This is a genomic window from Enterobacter sp. DC1 (assembly GCF_000568075.1).
GTDB lineage: Bacteria > Pseudomonadota > Gammaproteobacteria > Enterobacterales > Enterobacteriaceae > Enterobacter > Enterobacter asburiae.
Map to the genome: position 1 here is coordinate 24058 of NZ_AZUA01000005.1, position 15709 is coordinate 39766.

Annotated in this window: 17 protein-coding genes; 8 read left to right on the top strand and 9 right to left on the bottom strand. The window is 53.0% G+C overall.

The window, feature by feature from the left end:
- The first annotated feature begins 72 nt into the window (after positions 1-72).
- Positions 73-1233 carry a pyridoxal phosphate-dependent aminotransferase gene (locus P346_RS07075; protein WP_032661061.1) on the top strand — a complete coding sequence of 387 codons (1161 nt, stop codon included), beginning with the start codon at positions 73-75 and terminating at the stop codon, positions 1231-1233.
- Here P346_RS07075 and P346_RS07070 read toward each other — a convergent pair whose 3' ends face one another.
- The 3 genes from P346_RS07070 to citR all read right to left on the bottom strand — a co-directional run bounded on the left by P346_RS07070 (position 1234) and on the right by citR (position 4140).
- A complete protein-coding gene (locus P346_RS07070) occupies positions 1234-1860 on the bottom strand; it encodes an IbrB-like domain-containing protein (RefSeq protein WP_032661063.1) in 627 nt (208 codons plus the stop codon).
- Positions 1845-3068: a phosphoadenosine phosphosulfate reductase gene (locus tag P346_RS07065; protein WP_032661066.1), complete on the bottom strand. Its 1224-nt coding sequence runs from the start codon at positions 3066-3068 to the stop codon at positions 1845-1847. The genes P346_RS07070 and P346_RS07065 overlap by 16 nt, the downstream gene beginning before the upstream one ends.
- Positions 3069-3240: 172 nt before the next feature.
- On the bottom strand, positions 3241-4140 hold the full coding sequence (gene citR / locus P346_RS07060) for a DNA-binding transcriptional repressor CitR (protein ID WP_032661068.1): 900 nt from the start codon (positions 4138-4140) through the stop codon (positions 3241-3243).
- A gap of 623 nt (positions 4141-4763) precedes the next feature.
- On the opposite strand from citR, the gene ahpC reads away from it, so the two are divergent.
- Together ahpC and ahpF are read left to right on the top strand one after the other, a co-directional pair.
- On the top strand, positions 4764-5327 hold the full coding sequence (gene ahpC, locus P346_RS07055; RefSeq protein ID WP_008501015.1) for an alkyl hydroperoxide reductase subunit C: 564 nt from the start codon (positions 4764-4766) through the stop codon (positions 5325-5327).
- A gap of 188 nt (positions 5328-5515) precedes the next feature.
- Positions 5516-7081 carry an alkyl hydroperoxide reductase subunit F gene (ahpF, locus tag P346_RS07050; protein ID WP_032661070.1) on the top strand — a complete coding sequence of 522 codons (1566 nt, stop codon included), beginning with the start codon at positions 5516-5518 and terminating at the stop codon, positions 7079-7081.
- A 60-nt stretch (positions 7082-7141) separates the two neighbouring features.
- Here ahpF and uspG read toward each other — a convergent pair whose 3' ends face one another.
- Positions 7142-7570 (bottom strand): universal stress protein UspG, encoded by a 429-nt coding sequence (uspG, locus tag P346_RS07045; protein ID WP_023310731.1) that lies wholly within the window; start codon positions 7568-7570, stop codon positions 7142-7144.
- A 180-nt stretch (positions 7571-7750) separates the two neighbouring features.
- Between uspG and P346_RS07040 the strand changes: the two genes are divergently transcribed.
- Positions 7751-8989: a zinc-dependent alcohol dehydrogenase gene (locus P346_RS07040; RefSeq protein ID WP_032661072.1), complete on the top strand. Its 1239-nt coding sequence runs from the start codon at positions 7751-7753 to the stop codon at positions 8987-8989.
- 8 nt (positions 8990-8997) lie between these two features.
- Here the strand turns inward: P346_RS07040 and yldA are convergent, their stop codons facing one another.
- The gene (gene yldA, locus P346_RS23665; protein WP_274518173.1) at positions 8998-9087 is read right to left on the bottom strand and encodes a small membrane protein YldA; all 90 of its coding nucleotides are present in this window, start codon (positions 9085-9087) and stop codon (positions 8998-9000) included.
- Between the two features lie 139 nt (positions 9088-9226).
- The gene (gene rnk, locus P346_RS07035) at positions 9227-9637 is read right to left on the bottom strand and encodes a nucleoside diphosphate kinase regulator (protein ID WP_023310734.1); all 411 of its coding nucleotides are present in this window, start codon (positions 9635-9637) and stop codon (positions 9227-9229) included.
- Between the two features lie 267 nt (positions 9638-9904).
- Between rnk and P346_RS07030 the strand changes: the two genes are divergently transcribed.
- Entirely contained in the window at positions 9905-10522 is a 618-nt protein-coding gene (locus tag P346_RS07030) for a flavin reductase family protein (RefSeq protein ID WP_032661075.1), read from the top strand.
- Here P346_RS07030 and rna read toward each other — a convergent pair.
- A complete protein-coding gene (gene rna / locus P346_RS07025; protein ID WP_032661077.1) occupies positions 10516-11325 on the bottom strand; it encodes a ribonuclease I in 810 nt (269 codons plus the stop codon). The two genes, P346_RS07030 and rna, sit on opposite strands and share 7 nt — an antisense overlap.
- A gap of 94 nt (positions 11326-11419) precedes the next feature.
- Positions 11420-12787, bottom strand: a complete 1368-nt coding sequence (gene dcuC / locus P346_RS07020; RefSeq protein ID WP_032661079.1) for an anaerobic C4-dicarboxylate transporter DcuC — start codon at positions 12785-12787, stop codon at positions 11420-11422.
- A gap of 393 nt (positions 12788-13180) precedes the next feature.
- Between dcuC and pagP the strand changes: the two genes are divergently transcribed.
- Both pagP and cspE read left to right on the top strand, forming a co-directional pair.
- Entirely contained in the window at positions 13181-13798 is a 618-nt protein-coding gene (pagP, locus tag P346_RS07015) for a lipid IV(A) palmitoyltransferase PagP (RefSeq protein ID WP_084492162.1), read from the top strand.
- Positions 13799-13988: 190 nt separating this feature from the next.
- The gene (gene cspE, locus P346_RS07010) at positions 13989-14198 is read left to right on the top strand and encodes a transcription antiterminator/RNA stability regulator CspE (protein WP_002439184.1); all 210 of its coding nucleotides are present in this window, start codon (positions 13989-13991) and stop codon (positions 14196-14198) included.
- Between the two features lie 219 nt (positions 14199-14417).
- Here the strand turns inward: cspE and crcB are convergent, their stop codons facing one another.
- Positions 14418-14801 carry a fluoride efflux transporter CrcB gene (gene crcB / locus P346_RS07005; protein WP_023310740.1) on the bottom strand — a complete coding sequence of 128 codons (384 nt, stop codon included), beginning with the start codon at positions 14799-14801 and terminating at the stop codon, positions 14418-14420.
- Between the two features lie 67 nt (positions 14802-14868).
- Between crcB and P346_RS07000 the strand changes: the two genes are divergently transcribed.
- On the top strand, positions 14869-15657 hold the full coding sequence (locus tag P346_RS07000) for a deaminated glutathione amidase (protein WP_032661084.1): 789 nt from the start codon (positions 14869-14871) through the stop codon (positions 15655-15657).
- Positions 15658-15709 lie beyond the last annotated feature (52 nt).

Genomic DNA, 15709 nt, shown 5'->3' on the forward strand with positions numbered 1-15709 from the left:
CGTCTTGATTGCCAAAGACTAACATCGTGTTATAGTGGCAGCAACATAAGTATTACAAGCAGGCATGACACAATGAGCAATAACGCATTGATTCCGCAGAGTAAACTTCCCAATCTCGGTACTACCATCTTTACGCAGATGAGCGCCCTGGCGCAGCAGCACAACGCCATTAACCTTTCCCAAGGGTTCCCGGATTTCGATGGCCCGACGTACCTGCAGGAGCGTCTGGCGTACCACGTGGCGCAGGGGGCGAATCAGTATGCGCCGATGACGGGCGTGCAGGCGCTGCGGGAAGCCATTGCGGATAAAACGGCGGAGCTGTACGGCCATAAGCCCGATGCGAACACCGACATTACGGTGACGGCAGGGGCGACCGAAGCGCTGTATGCGGCGATTACCGCGCTGGTGCGTGCGGGCGATGAAGTTATCTGCTTTGATCCGAGCTACGACAGCTATGCGCCTGCGGTTGAACTCTCCGGCGGCGTGGTGAAGCGCGTGGCGCTCCAGCCGCCGCATTTTCGTCCTGACTGGCAGGCGTTCGCCGCGCTGCTGAGCGACAAAACCCGCCTGGTGATCCTGAATACGCCGCACAACCCGTCGGCGACGGTGTGGCAGAAAGCCGATTTCGCCGCGCTGTGGCAGGCGATTGCGGAACGTGAAATTTACGTGCTGAGCGATGAGGTATACGAACACATCTGCTTTGCAGAAGAGGGGCACGCCAGCGTGCTGGCCCATCCGCAGCTTCGCGAGCGCGCCATCGCCGTCTCGTCATTCGGTAAGACCTACCATATGACCGGCTGGAAAGTGGGTTACTGCGTTGCACCGGCGGCTATCAGCGCTGAGCTGCGCAAGGTGCACCAGTACCTGACCTTTGCCGTGAACACGCCGGCTCAGCTGGCGCTGGCGGATATGCTGCGCGCCGAGCCGGAGCACTATCGCGAGCTGCCGCACTTCTATCGTGAACGTCGGGATCTGTTTGTGGCGGCGTTAAGTAAAAGCCGTCTGGAAATTTTGCCCTCAGAAGGGACCTATTTCCTGCTCGCCGACTACAGCGCGATATCGGACCTGGACGACGTGAGCTTCTGCCAGTGGCTGACGAAAGAGGTGGGCGTGGCCGCCATTCCGCTGTCGGTATTCTGCGCCGATCCCTTCCCGCATAAGCTGATTCGTCTTTGCTTTGCGAAGCAGGAATCGACGCTGCTGGCGGCGGCAGGGCGTCTCAACACGCTCTGATTATTTCACCGTCCAGGCTTCTGAATAACGGCGGTCTGCAAACAGCTCCAGCAGACCGTTGATTTGCTTGAGGCGCAAGACTTCATCGCTGTCCATTCCCAGCTCCTTGCTTATTCTCTCGTCATTCCAGCCAAGCTGCACCAGCTCGCGAACGATCTCCGACATGGCGTTAATCTGGTGCCGACCCCGTGCCCGGTTGTGACGAATAGTGGCAGCCATACGGTCATGTTTATCCTGTCGGTCCTGTCGCAGGAAGGTGACGGGGAGATAGCCCTTGAGCTGGTGCTTCAGTGCCGCCCGATTTTTACCAATTTCATGGCGATGAAAACCATCCACAATTTCGTAGTGTTTCGGTTCACTCTCTGTCACAACGATAGGTTGAGTGAATCCATCAAGTTCCAGCGACTTACTAAGCAGCCGTTTTTCTGGTGGAGCAACGTTATTGGGGTTGTAGTCGTTAGCGGTAATAGCGTCCTGTCTGATCCAGAGAACGCAGTCTATCGGTTGCTCACGAAACGGACTGTTTTTATGGATCGCTTCGCGAAAAGCATTTATGGCCTCAATACGATCCTCTTCGGAAAGTGACTGAAGGTATGTCTCCATCTCGGTGATTAGTCTTTGTCGCATAATATGCCCCACTCCTTGCGTTTCGCCTTCACTCTGTCGCTGTAGCGCTGATAATGTTTGGGTTTATTTGGGCTGAACGATAGCGCCCTGCACCAATAGTCGTTATTCAGGAGAACCTTACAAATACGGCGCCATGAGGGAATATCTTTGGCACCGATATCACCGTCCTGCGTATCGGGAATATCCTCTATGCCTCTCTTCTGATACCAGTGCAGATAAATGGCGATTTTATTGCGGTAATGCTCAGCCGTATTTTGCGGCATGCTGTCGAGGAGCAGCATGGCATATTCGCGCCAGCACAGGTGTTCGGGTTTCAGAATTTTTCGGTGACCATAAAAATGGTTATCGTGTCCGGCGTACATCCCCCCGCTGCGCGCACCGCTCACGCGCTCACACATGGCCGCCCAGCGATCGGGCTCAACAACGTGGTAGAGCCATAATCCCTGGCGCTGCTCCGGACCAAAGGGTTCACAAATCCGCATGTAGCGTAGCGGCACGCCGGCCTGAAACATCAGATCATAGAGTGGGTTATAGCAACACCCTGATTTGGCGAACCAGGTCCATATATCGGCGGTTTTCCAGTCGTAGAGGGGATAAACATACCAGGCATGCCCTCCCGGTGCGACTGTCGTCCAGGGCTTATCGTCGGCAAAGCGCTGTTTACGCGCCGACGCGACAGCCAGAAAACGGTTGTATGACTCATCGGCGCGGATGCCAATCAGTACCGCCGCCGGGCGATTGCGAGAGAACCAGTCGGAGAAACCGCGGACAAAGGTTTCAAACGTCATGCCTGGCTGGTAGAAGGGAAAAAAAGCGGGATCGGTTATCGCATCGTCAGGAGGCTGGCGGACCCATCGGGTACCGGGTTCCCAGCATTGCCATTCCGGCTGGAATTGCGACAGCGAATTTTGCGTTGTCAGGGGCAGCGCAATCCACCAGAAATGGTCGATGACATCGCTGTACAACTCGCGCATATGTTCTACGTGGGTAATGGTATGGGAAAATTGCGCTTCCCAGTCGATAAAGAGCACATCTATTTTGATTTTCATCAGTCGCGCCTGTTGGGCAACCAGATGCAACATGACGGTGGAGTCTTTACCTCCTGAAAAAGAAACACAGATTTTGGGTAAATTTTCGAGCGTCCATTTTATTCGCTCCCGAGCAGCAGAAAGAACATCCTGGTTTAAAGGGTGTTTATAAATTGACATGCTTATTCTCATCCTGAGGAATAAATACCTGACTGTAGCGTCAATACTAATGAGATGATTATATCAGTCAATAATTAATTGGCTATGTAACGGTTATGCCGCGTAATTATATAACGGTGGTGTATGTTTTAACGGTGTGGTTCCCATTTTGTGCGAGAACCACAGCAATATCTCACGGTAAGGATATCTCTTCAATAAAACTCGCGAATGCCGAGCTATTGAGCGCGGAACGATTGTACATCATGTAAATATCAATGCTCGGGAATTGAATGTCAGTTTCCACTTTTCGCAGGTTGAGGGCTGGCCCATATTGTTCGAAGGCCGGCGCGGGAACTAATCCTATGAGGTCGGACGAACCGATCACCGACAGAAGGGATATAAAAGAGTCGCTACGATAGACAATATTTCTTTTGCTTAACAGGCTTTCGGCCTTTTCCTGATAGTCTTTGAAGCTGTTCTCATCGTTCAGGTAGGCGGTGAAGTTTTCATTCAGAATCTCTTCACGCGTGGGATTTTCGCTGAGGCGGGGATGGCCCTCCCGACAAACGAGAACGAAAGGAAGTTTATGGTAAAGGCTACAGGCGACGGAATGACTGTTAGAGGACGAAAACGAAAATATCAGGTCGGCTCTTCTGTAGGCTAAGAGATCTTCCGCTGAATCAGATGACAGAAAAACATCGTGTAATTCAATTGAATAGTTATGGTTATCCATCAGCAGTTTTATAGGGTCAAGCGTTGCTTTCGTACTCATAAAATGCGGGCAATAAATGACAAAGTTCTTCTTCAACCCGCTGCTGTGCATGATATTGATAGTCTGCTCCAGCTGGTTCAGGTTCTGTTCCAGATGATGATGCAAATTGACGCCGACGGTCGTGGGCGTGATCCCTTTACCGGAACGGATAAACAGAGGATCGTTGAGTTGTCCTCTCAGGCGTTGCAGTGACTGGCTGACGGCAGAGGGTGTGATATACAGCGTCTCGGCGGCTTTACTGATACTAAGGTGCTGGTAAATGCACTCGAAAATGACTAACAGATTAAGATCGAATTTTTTAAGGTCATACAGGTTTGCCATGTTTCGTCCTGAGGGTGCTGCGTTTGCTGTGGTTATCATATAACTGATAACAATAGTTTGAGGCTAACCATTTATAATTCTTTCGGTTAAATCTCTTAGTTTTAAATTAAAAGCATCTTAATGTATCACGGCGGCAGATTATTGAAAGAGCGCTTCAAAGGCGTGTAGGATAATTTTATCTTAAAAGAGGGGGTAATCGTTTTAAATGACAATTGTCATCTATATATTGTGATAGTTTTATAATAAAAATAAATTTATAACGCTCCGGAATGATGTTCGACACAGCCTATCACAGCCATAGGCAGGAATGCCTCTCTTATGGATTGCTCAATCCCTGCGCGGGTGGTGTAATCAAAAGGCTGTTACCGCCTTGATATAAAGGGTTGTAGAGCGCAACGCAACGCCAGTTTCGGCTGGCACTGAATGTACCTGCGGGGAATTCAGGTATCAGGGCCGCCCGTTGAGGCGGCCTTTTTACTTTCAGGCTTTCCTGTAAAAGGTTCACCTTGTTGTCTTGTCGACGTTGTAAGGTTTGGCTGATTGATTTGATAAAGCATACGCATTAGCCCCGACGAATAAAGTTGGTTACCTTACATCTCAACGAAAACACGGAGGAAGTACAGATGTCTTTGATTAATACCAAAATTAAACCTTTCAAAAACCAGGCGTTCAAAAACGGTGAGTTCATCGAAGTTACCGAGAAAGATACCGAAGGCCGCTGGAGCGTCTTCTTCTTCTATCCGGCTGACTTTACCTTCGTTTGCCCGACTGAACTGGGTGACGTTGCAGACCATTACGACGAACTGCAGAAGCTGGGCGTAGACGTTTACTCCGTCTCTACCGATACCCACTTCACCCACAAAGCATGGCACAGCAGCTCTGAAACCATCGCGAAAATCAAATACGCGATGATCGGCGACCCGACTGGCGCCCTGACCCGTAACTTCGACAACATGCGTGAAGATGAAGGCCTGGCTGACCGCGCCACCTTCGTTGTTGACCCGCAGGGCATTATCCAGGCTATCGAAGTTACCGCTGAAGGTATCGGCCGTGATGCTTCTGACCTGCTGCGTAAAGTGAAAGCCGCTCAGTACGTGGCTTCTCACCCAGGCGAAGTATGCCCGGCGAAATGGAAAGAAGGCGAAGCGACGCTGGCTCCATCCCTGGACCTGGTCGGCAAGATCTAAGTCTGTAAAGCCTGGCGACGCTGCGCTTGCACAGGCCTACAGTATCGTAGGCCGGGTAAACGAAGTGCCACCCGGCAATCAATGGGCGCCCCCCGCGCCCATTTCATTCCAGCACCATGATGCAAGTTGCATTCAGGCCGCCCGTATAAGGCAGCTTGCATGATGACGTCTTAAGAGAGGGAAGAACAATGCTCGACACTAATATGAAAACCCAGCTCAAGGCCTACCTTGAGAAACTGACCAAACCCGTTGAGCTGATTGCCACGCTGGACGACAGCGCCAAATCGGCAGAGATCAAGGAACTGCTGGCGGAGATCGCCGAGCTGTCGCCGAAAGTGACCTTCAAAGAAGACAACGCGCTGCCGGTCCGTAAGCCCTCTTTCCTGATTACCAACCCAGGCTCAGACCAGGGACCGCGCTTTGCCGGTTCTCCGCTGGGTCACGAATTTACCTCTCTTGTGCTGGCGCTGCTGTGGACCGGTGGTCATCCGTCAAAAGAAGCGCAGGCGCTGCTGGAGCAGATCCGCGATATCGACGGTGATTTCGAGTTTGAAACCTATTACTCGCTCTCCTGCCACAACTGCCCGGACGTGGTGCAGGCGCTGAACCTGATGTCGGTCCTGAACCCGCGCATCAAGCACACGGCGATTGACGGCGGTACCTTCCAGAATGAAATCACCGATCGCAACGTGATGGGCGTTCCGGCGGTCTTCATGAACGGTAAAGAGTTCGGCCAGGGCCGCATGACGCTGACCGAAATCGTTGCCAAAGTGGATACCGGCGCTGAAAAACGTGCGGCGGAAGAGCTGAACAAACGCGATGCCTACGACGTGCTGATCGTCGGTTCCGGCCCTGCGGGCGCGGCGGCAGCGGTGTACTCCGCGCGTAAAGGCATTCGTACCGGCCTGATGGGCGAACGCTTCGGCGGCCAGGTGCTGGATACCGTGGACATCGAAAACTACATTTCCGTGCCGAAGACCGAAGGCCAGAAGCTGGCGGGGGCGTTGAAGGCGCACGTCAGCGACTACGACGTGGACGTGATCGACAGCCAGAGCGCCAGCAAGCTGGTTCCGGCAGCGGTCGAGGGTGGTTTACACCAGATTGAAACCGCCTCCGGCGCGGTGCTGAAAGCGCGCAGCATTATCATTGCCACCGGCGCGAAATGGCGCAACATGAATGTTCCGGGCGAAGATCAGTACCGCACCAAAGGCGTGACCTACTGTCCGCACTGCGACGGCCCGCTGTTTAAAGGTAAACGCGTGGCGGTGATCGGCGGCGGTAACTCCGGCGTGGAAGCGGCTATCGACCTGGCGGGGATTGTTGAACACGTTACGCTTCTGGAGTTCGCGCCAGAGATGAAGGCCGACCAGGTTCTGCAGGATAAAGTTCGCAGCCTGAAAAACGTCGACATCGTACTGAACGCGCAGACCACGGAAGTGAAGGGCGACGGCAGCAAAGTGACCGGCCTGGAATACCGCGACCGCGTGAGCGGCGACGTGCACAGCGTTCAGCTGTCAGGGATCTTCGTGCAGATTGGTCTGCTGCCAAATACCACCTGGCTGGAAGGCGCGATTGAGCGCAACCGCATGGGCGAAATCATCATCGATGCGAAATGTGAAACCAGCGTGAAGGGCGTGTTTGCGGCGGGCGACTGCACCACCGTGCCGTACAAACAGATCATTATCGCCACGGGCGAAGGGGCGAAGGCGTCTCTGAGTTCCTTTGACTACCTGATTCGCACCAAAACCGCATAACAGAAGAAAGTAAGGCTACACCTGCAATAGCGAGAGGCCACCGGAAGGTGGCCTCTTTTTTTACCTTACGACCATCACCGGTATATGGGTGTGGCGGATCACGCTGGAGGCGTTAGAGCCCAGCAGATGCGTGGTAATGGAAGGGTTACGCGAACCGATGACCACCACGTCTGCTTTCAGTTCGTTCGCCAGTTCGTTTACCGCATCGCGTACGCTGCCGAATCTGACGTGCGTTTTGATGCGCGAAGGGTCGATGCTGAAGTGGCTGACCATGGTTTGCAGGCGAGTTTCCGCTTCATGCTGCAAATGCTCCTCGAAGCGACGCACGTCGGCGGCAAAGCGGTGCAGGCTCAGGCTGGCGGAGCCAGGCAGTACGTGCAAAAGATGGATGACACCGTCCTGCTGCGCCAGGAACTCCGCATGGCGAACGGCCTTGTCGCTCAGCTCCATCTCAAAAACATCAACCGGCATAATGATTCTCTGATACATACCCGTTTCTCCTTGTTTATAAACGCTGAACTCATTTAACCATAAAATATTAATGGTTTCTGTAAGCGTCCCGTCAGTTTTCTTATCTCGCCAGGATAAATCTCAAAAGGCTCGTATTCCAGGGCAGACCTTGAGGGGTAGCTACCCTTATACACTTACCTGGAACCTTTCGGAGGTCGCATGAAAGCACTTACGTATCACGGTCCGCACCATGTTCGCGTCGAGAATGTCCCCGATCCCATTATCGAACAGCCCGACGATATCATTCTGCGCGTCACGGCCACGGCAATCTGCGGCTCCGATTTGCATCTCTATCGCGGAAAGATCCCTAAGGTGCAGCACGGCGACATTTTTGGCCATGAGTTTATGGGGGAAATCGTCGAGTGCGGCGCAGAGGTGAAGAATTTGCAAAAAGGCGATCGCGTGGTGATCCCCTTTGTCATCGCCTGCGGGGACTGTTTCTTCTGCCGTCTGCAGCAATACGCGGCCTGTGAGAATACCAATGCCGGGCAGGGCGCCGCGCTGAACAAAAAGCAAATCCCCGCGCCGGCCGCGCTGTTTGGCTACAGCCATCTCTACGGCGGCGTGCCGGGGGGGCAGGCTGAATATGTCCGCGTGCCAAAAGGCAACGTCGGGCCGTTTAAGGTCCCGCAACTCCTTTCCGATGATAAGGCGCTGTTCCTGTCCGATATTTTGCCCACGGCCTGGCAGGCGGCAAAAAATGCGCAGATTGAAAAAGGCTCAAGCGTAGCGGTTTTCGGCGCCGGGCCGGTGGGGCTACTGACTATTGCCTGCGCGCGGCTGTTAGGGGCTGAGCAGATCTTTGTTATCGATCACCACCCGTACCGTTTGCGATTTGCCGAGGCGCGTTACGGCGCAATCCCCATCAACTTTGATGATGATAACGACGCAGCGGAAAAAATCATCGAGCAGACCGCTGGCCAGCGCGGCGTTGACGCCGTGATTGATGCGGTAGGGTTTGAAGCGAAAGGCAGCACCACCGAAACGATCCTCAGCAATCTTAAGATTGAAGGCAGCAGCGGCAAAGCGCTGCGGCAGTGCATTGCTGCCGTTCGACGCGGTGGCGTGGTTAGCGTACCCGGCGTGTACGCCGGGTTTATTCATGGCTTCCTGTTTGGCGATGCCTTTGATAAGGGGCTGACGTTTAAGATGGGCCAGACGCACGTCCATGCCTGGCTGGGCGAGCTGCTACCGCTGATCGAAAAAGGGCTGCTTACCCCGGAAGAGATCGTGACCCATTATCTTCCTCTTGCTGATGCGGAACGCGCCTATAAGGTATTCGAAAAACGGGAGGAGGAGTGCCGGAAGGTGATTCTGGTCCCTGGTGCAGAAACGCCCGAGGCCGCAGAGCAGAAAGTTAAGGGCCTGGTGAATGCTTTCCCCGGTGGGGTTGCATGAATACTCGCCTAGCTGTGGCGTTCAAGATAAAGCACGGCCATGACGATAATAGCCGCAATAATCAGAAAAATAAGTGTGATAGCCAGTATCTCACTCATGACCGTCCCCACGGTACCAAAACAGATTAAGCGTGGATTAAGGACTTTTTGCGCGATATAAGAAAATGGGGTGAATTTACGGAAAGAGGATGCGGCTGCATCCTCTGTGCAAAGCGGGTGGTCGCTTGTTCAGAAGTGGTTAACGCAGGTAATCGCCCGCGGCTTCTGGCTGGTAGAGCAACGCCAGCACTTCAAGATGGGCAGAGGCGCCGCCCGGCAATTCCCAGTGGATGGTATCGCCCGTGCGCAGGCCCAGCAGTGCGGCACCCACAGGCGCAAGAACAGAAAGCTGTGCGCTGCTGTCGGTCATCTGAGCCGGGTAAACCAGCGTGCGGGTCAGCTCTTCACCGGTGGTCAGGTTGCGGAATTTTACCTGGCTGTTCATGGTGACCACGTCATGCGGCATTGTCTCAGGCGTGCACATCTGCGCCCGGTCGAGCTCCTCATTCAGGGCGTCGGCCACGGGAAGTGAGGCAAACTCTGCTTTTTCCAGCAGCCTGTCGATACGTTCTGCGTCGAGCTCGTTGATGATAATTGTAGGTCTGGACATTTTTACTCCATGTCGTTAATGCTGCGTGTAACGCAGAAACCAATCCAAAAGAAAACCCTCGCCGTCTGGCAGCGAGGGTTTAACTCTCCCGATGATACTGGCTGAGCGCGCAAGTTTGAAGTGATGAAGGTCACATTCATGGTCCATATGAATTTTCGCTGAAATTTATTCAGTCTTCATTCCGGTCGGAATACGTTACGCTGAGTGTCCTGAACCCGGGCGTTGCGCGAAGCGCAATTCGCGTCAGCCCACCAACGAGAGAGAATTATGTACTTCTACCAACCGTCTCAGGGTCACGGCCTGCCGCACGATCCGCTGAACGCCATTATTGGTCCACGTCCGATCGGCTGGATCTCCTCATGCGATAAGGCCGGTCAGCTGAATCTAGCGCCGTATAGCTTCTTCAACTGCTTTAACTATCGCCCGCCGATCATCGGCTTTTCCAGCAACGGCTGGAAGGACAGCGTGCGTAATATTACCGAAACAAAGGAATTTGTCTGGAACCTGGCGACGCGCGATCTCGCGCAGGCGATGAACCAAACCTCTGCAATGCTTCCCCACGATCGGGATGAATTTAGCTTTGCCGGGCTAACGCCAGCGGCGAGCCAGCTGGTCAATGCGCCCCGCGTCGCCGAAAGCCCGGTGAACTTTGAGTGCCGCCTGTCGCAGTGCATTCAGCTTACCGGTGCCGACGGCACGCCGGTTGATACGTGGCTGGTGCTGGGCGAGGTGGTCGGTATCCATATTGCCGAAACGCTGCTGGAAGAGGGTATATACCAGACGGCGAAAGCGCAGCCCATCCTGCGTGCGGGTGGGCCGACGGCGTACTATGGCATTAGTGACGAAAACCGGTTTGATATGGTTCGCCCGACTGTGGGTCAGTAACCGGCTTTATCAATTACGAACTGTTTTGCGCAGTTACCTGGATGTGGCTGCGGTGCAAATGACGCCGATGAAAGCGGGTTGTTAATGGTGTCCGCCTTCAGCGAAATCTGCATCTCGGTCAGATACGCCGGATTGCCGTTGCAGGTCAGTTTGATCGCTTTGATGTTCTCCTTGCCCCAGCTTTTGGCAACGGCACTGTCAAAATCGCTGCGATTGACGGTTTTCCCGTAATTATCGGCGAGGAATTTACCGACCGCGCTGTTTTTAACTTCCTGATTCATCCGCACCATCGTGCCGAAATAGGCATCCGGATCGAAACCAAAGCAGACGCCATGTTTGGCATATTCGTAGCGTTCCAGGCAGGAGTTTCCGCCCGCACCCGGCATGACGTCGTTGAGCTTAGCGGCAGCGGAAAGCGACAGTCCGGTTTCGGCGGCATCGCATTTGCGGCTGGCCTTCACTTCCGGCATGTTCGGAATCGGGCGCGTGGCGCAGCCAAAACGCATCCATCGACGTTCATCCACGCCGCGCGCGGCAATAGATTTCGGCAGGCCGGGCCATAGCCCGTGAACGGTCAGAAAATCGGCTTTATTCTCGCGCTCTTTTTGCAGGCGACATTCGTCAGGTTCATTGCGGTTGCGCTCGACCATGCTCTGGCAAAACCCGGTTTGCCAGGACAGAGCCAGCACATAACGATCGAAATCGCCATACTGTGTTGCCTTCAGCGGTTCCGCCTGTGCGGAGAAGAGACAGAGAGAAAGCGCCACTGCGCCAGACGGGATGACGATATCCTTCCTGAACATATGATTTCCTGATCGAATGAGCACGATTTATTTCTGGAAGTTATTAAAGCACAAAAAGCGCCCGCAGGCGCTTTTTGGATACCCATAATTTAGCTTAGGCTGCGCCGGGTACCAGCACTTCCGTGGCGATAATCACGATAATCAGGCCAACTATAACGGGCACTGAGGTGCGTTTGACGACTTCGAATGGCGAGATTTTCGCCATCCCGGCAACGGCAACGACCACGCCCGAAACCGGTGAAATGGTCCGGCCCAGGTTTGACGCCTGCAGCATGGGAATGGAGAGATAGGCCGGGTTAATACCGGAGGAGTGAGCCAGTTTCGGGATCATCTCAACGAAGGCGTAGAAAGGCGCATTACCGGAACCGGTGGTCATTGCCGCCAGCATGGTGAGCACCACCAGAACCAGCATCAGGATAATACTGGCCGAGCCGAACGAGGTGGCGATAGAAATCAGGCTCTGGATAAAGCCGATTGTGCTCAGACCCTGGGCAAAAACGCCTGCTGCAACCAGCAGCATCACCACGCCAGCGAAGGCATCCGCCATACCGCGATATGCCACTTCCAGACCCGAGAATACTTTTTGCGTGTTAAAACCGCGCACAAACTCCAGCACGGCGGCCAGCAGCATACAGATGACCAGAATGGTGATGATGTGCAGCTGTGGACCCCATTTGCCGTCAAAAATCAGCACCCCGATGATTGGGGTGAACGGCAGAATGGAATAGAACGCGGGAGCTGTGGTGGTGATTTCACTCACGTCCATCATTTCATGGCTGATGTTTTCTTTCTTATCGAGATAGCGCTGCCAGAAGAAATGCGCGATCCCCATGCCCACAATGGCAACAATCGAGATCGGTAACGTGGTTTTAAAGGCGAAGTCGATGAGTGACATCTCCGCTGCCTTTGCCGCCAGCACAACGTCGCCGGAGGTCGGGGAGAGAATAATCGCTGCCGGAGACGCGCAAATTGCCGCGGCCGCGCCACGGCTGATACCGACGTTCACCATGACCGGGAACAGCGTCGCCATGAGCAGTACGCCAAGTCCGGTAGCTGACGAAACGGCCAGCGACATGAGGCAGGCGAGGAAATAGGCGGCGACCATCAGCAGATACGGCGAGTTGATGTATTGCAGGGGTTTGGAGGCAAGCTTAACCACCATGTCGTTGGCGCCGATGTGGGTCATGTAGGCTGCAAAACCGCACAGCATCATGATCATCATACCCAGGTCACCGCCGCGGCTCATGAGCAATATTTTAATGTATTCAACAATATCTGTAGCGGTGTAACCGGTGCTGGCCGCGCTGGCAGGTAACACCTGGTGCCCCATTATTGCGCTGATAATCAGCAGCGTTAAACCGCCGACAAATAATACGCCCGTGGCCGAGTAGCCTTTAATGATGTAGCGTGCGACGCCGACAATGACGACGACTCCAATAAGGAGTTCGAATAACGTAAGCATGATTTCCCCTGTATCTCTGCTGCTTTGGAGCACAAAAAATCAATAAAAAAAAGAAGGATGAAAATGTGCCGAATAATTGGCCTGTTCTTGCTGATTAAAATCAATAAACAGACGACTAGAGAACCGAACAACCGTGTTTTGCCATGGCCCGTACATTTATGTCATACGGCCCTTGACCGTCAGAAATAGCACAATACGCTCTATTAATGATAACAAATTGTTAATGTTTTGTGTGGTTTTGCATGTTGCTGATTAACAAAGAGTAATGTGAGAAGTCACACCCCTTGTGGGCTTATTTGCACGTATCTCTCGCTTTCTTTAAGAATATTCCCGGAAAGAGCCCGAATAATTAGGAATAACGCTGATGCCGTTAAGCCTTGATTCAACTATTTTATGGTAAACTTTGCCTCGAATACTAAGAATGGTAATTGCATTGTGATCGTACGTAATACATTTTTCTCTATTTTGTTGTTTATTTTTGGGCAGTTAACGTTTTCTTCTGTTGCACAGGCAGAAGGCAACGCGACGGGAAAAGGCTGGTTCTCAACCTTTACGGACAATGTTTCCCAAACCTGGACGGCACCTGAACATTATGATCTCTATGTTCCTGCAATAACGTGGCATGCGCGTTTTGCTTATGACAAAGAGAAAACCGATAAATACAACGAGCGTCCGTGGGGCGCGGGTTTTGGCCAGTCGCGCTGGGATGAAAAGGGAAACTGGCATGGCATCTATCTGATGGCCTTCAAAGACTCGTTTAATAAATGGGAGCCGATTGGGGGGTATGGTTGGGAGAAAACCTGGCGTCCGCTATCGGACGAGAACTTCCACGTCGGTCTGGGCTATACCGCCGGGGTCACTGCACGTGACAACTGGAACTACATTCCGATCCCGGTCCTGCTGCCTCTGGCCTCTATTGGCTATGGTCCCGCGACGTTCCAGATGACCTACATCCCGGGTACATACAACAACGGTAACGTTTACTTCGCCTGGATGCGTTTTCAGTTTTAACTGACAAAACGTTACATGCTGGTGATAAAACGCGCAGGTGTTGATTCATAAGCGATAAAAATCTGTCAGTGAAAATTAACGCGACTTTAGTCACTTTTTATCAAAGATCCGCTGGACAAAAGGTCCCACAATTGATGTACTGATAACCGACACAGCATTTGTGTCGTTTTTTAATGTAAAGGTAATTTTGATGTCTAAGATTAAAGGTAACGTTAAGTGGTTTAATGAGTCCAAAGGATTCGGTTTCATTACTCCTGAAGATGGCAGCAAAGACGTGTTCGTACACTTCTCTGCAATCCAGTCTAATGGTTTCAAAACTCTGGCTGAAGGTCAGCGTGTAGAGTTCGAAATCACTAACGGTGCCAAAGGCCCTTCTGCTGCTAACGTAATCGCTCTGTAATTCAGACGCGTCAGCAAGAATTTCAAAACCCGCTCACTGAGCGGGTTTTTTTCGTTTTGAATCAGCCAAGCAGATACATTTTCAGGAAGCTGGCTACGATCAGCACGCTCAACAACACCATTCCTGCGCTCATCAGACTCTGTTTCATTCTGTCACCCTCGTTCAGTATTGCATCCAGAGTGACAGAGAAAAATTAAGCCAACATTAACGGTTCGGCTGTTAATGCGCGCTTGCGGAAGAAAATAGCCAAAATGCGATCCCCGTCATTGCAAACGAGCCGAACATATTGATAGCCATATTCATCAGCGCCCAGCCGATACGGCCTTCCTGAAAGAGAAAAACCGTTTCCGCAGAAAAGGTTGAGAAGGTGGTTAACCCACCGCAGAATCCGGTGGTAATCAATACCTTCCACATTGGGTCGATGTGCGTCATTCGGTTAAACCAGGCCAGCCCCATGCCAATGATAAAGGCACCAATCAGGTTAGCGGCAAGCGTCCCCATGGGAATCGCCTGATGCAGGGGGTTAAACCGCATACTCAGAAACCATCGCGCAACGCTACCCGTTCCCCCACCAATAAAAACGGCTAAAAGTAGTTGTAACACGCTAAATACCTGCTATTTGATGTGTAAGAGAAGCGAGTTTAACGCCGTTTATGATGAGGGGACAAATATGTATGTTGCGGTAGGGCAATTTGTGGTCACGCCTGACTGGCGTGAAAATGCGCGCACGTGCGTCGAACTGATGAAGCAGGCCCGGCAGAAAGGCGCGTCGCTGTTGGTTCTCCCCGAGGCGCTGCTGGCCAGGGATGATAATGACCCGGATTTATCCGTGAAGTCCGCGCAGCCGCTGGACGGCGAATTTTTGCAGCAGCTGCTTGCCCAAAGCGCGGGCAATACGATGACGACGATTTTAACGATCCATATTCCCTCAACGCCGGCTCGCGCAGTCAATACGCTGGTGGCGATTCGTGACGGGGCCATCGTCGCACGCTACGCCAAGCTTCATCTCTATGATGCGTTCAGCATTCAGGAGTCGCGTCGCGTTGACCCCGGAGACGATATCCCACCGCTGCTGGAGATTGACGGATTTAAGATCGGGCTGATGACGTGCTATGACCTGCGTTTTCCCGAGCTGGCGCTGCATCTGGCGCTGCAGGGGGCGGACGCACTGGTGCTGCCTGCCGCGTGGGTCAGAGGGCCGTTAAAAGAGCACCACTGGGCAACGCTGCTTGCGGCGCGCGCGCTGGATACAACCTGCTATGTCGTTGCAGCAGGGGAATGTGGCACAAAAAACGTCGGGCAAAGCAGGGTGGTTGATCCGCTGGGGGTGACGATCGCCGCCGCCGCTGAAGCCCCGCATTTGCTGGTGGCGGAGATAAACTTAGAGAGAATTGCGCTTGCGCGTCAGCAATTACCCGTTCTTCGCAATCGTCGGTTTGCGCCACCGCAATTATTGTGATGTTTTTTTCAACAATGCTTGATTCACCTTGTTACAGATTGCTATTGTGTGC